Annotated in this window: 2 protein-coding genes; both read right to left on the reverse strand. The window is 60.6% G+C overall.

Annotated features, from left to right (window positions below; translation table 11 throughout):
- Positions 1–1,146: recombinase family protein (locus PSUB009319_RS22695; RefSeq protein ID WP_148090239.1), on the reverse strand; the 1,146-nt coding region annotated here is incomplete at its 3' end.
- A partial coding sequence (locus PSUB009319_RS22700; protein ID WP_148090240.1) for a DUF2924 domain-containing protein occupies positions 1,143–1,487 on the reverse strand: 345 nt, incomplete at its 5' end. The genes PSUB009319_RS22700 and PSUB009319_RS22695, both read right to left, overlap by 4 nt.

A 1,487-nucleotide genomic window follows, 5' to 3' on the forward strand; every position in this document is an offset into this window, starting at 1 on the left:
GCTTTCGGCCAGAACGTTTTGTACCTGCTCGGGTGGGATGCCGGTGAGCGCCTGCAGCACAGCATCGGCATCGACAAGCCAGTTGCGCAACGCATCCACCACGACGGTTTCGAGTTCCTGTGCGGGCAGGCGCATCCCATCGGGCGCGTGATCCCGATCCCGGGTGACCAATGGCTCGGACACGTAATACCGATAGCGCTTGGCCTTCTTCTGGCTGTGTGAAGGGATCAGCCTTCGACCTTGATGATCGATCAAGCGTCCAACCAATAGACTGGTGGATGGGCTTGTTTGATGTTGGCGATGACCTTGGCGGTTCTCCCGAAGCTTAGCTTGCACCGCCTCCCACACTGCAGGCTCAATGATCGCCGGATGCTGGCCCGCATGCACTTGATCCTTGTGCTGGATCTTCCCCAGATAAACGGGTGACGCCAGGATCCGATACAACTGCCCTCGGCTGAACGGCCGTCCGCCATATGCTCGCCCGCCATTGGAAACCCGGCGCGGCGTCACAATCCCGTCGCGATCCAATTCATCTTTCAGCACTCGCACGGAGCCCAGTGCCAGATAACGGGTGTACAGACGCTCGATCAATGCTGCATCCTCCGGCTCGACCTCCAGCGTGCGGCCATTGGCGCGATACCCAGTTGGCATCATCCCGCCCATCCACATGCCTTTCTGCTTGGAGGCAGCGATCTTGTCGCGGATGCGCTCTCCTGTGACCTCTCGCTCGAACTGCGCAAAGGAGAGCAGCACATTGAGCGTCAACCGTCCCATCGACGAGGTTGTATTGAACTGCTGGGTGACAGAGACAAACGACACGCCATGCGCATCGAACTGCTCAACGATCTTGGCAAAGTCAGCCAGTGACCGGGTCAATCGATCCACCTTGTAGACCACCACGATCCGGATACGTCGGGCCTGTACGTCGGCCAGTAGCCGTTGCAGCGCCGGTCGCTCCATCGTGCCACCCGAGAACCCTCCATCATCATAGTGGATCGCCAAAGCATGCCAGCCCTCGTGCTGTTGACTCAGGACATAGGCTTCACACGCCTCGCGTTGTGCATCGAGCGAGTTGAAGCCCTGTTCAAGCCCTTCCTCGGAGGACTTGCGGGTATAGATCGCACACGCGAGGGTGCCGCGCTTCATGGCTTGATCCCGAAGAACACGGGTCCAGACCAGGCAGTGCCCGTGATCGCCTTGGCGATGGCCGAAAGGCTTCTCCAACGCTGGCCGGCATACCAGTATCCATCCTCCAACACAGTGACCTGATGCGTGTCGCCTTGCCAGACCCGGATCAGGTGCGATCCTGTCACTAGCTTTGGCGTGGCGGATGGTGTGCCCCGCAGCAGCCGGCGCCGATCCGAAGCCGACAGGCCACCGAACACTGCAGCCTGCATCTGCCAGCCGATCGCCTGGCGTAGGAACTCGGCGCGACACTTGGCTGGCGCTGGATGACCGAACACCTGCCGCCAGCGTTCAGCCAACGC

The sequence above is a fragment of the Ralstonia sp. SET104 genome (assembly GCF_003851545.1).
Taxonomy (GTDB): Bacteria; Pseudomonadota; Gammaproteobacteria; order Burkholderiales; family Burkholderiaceae; genus Ralstonia.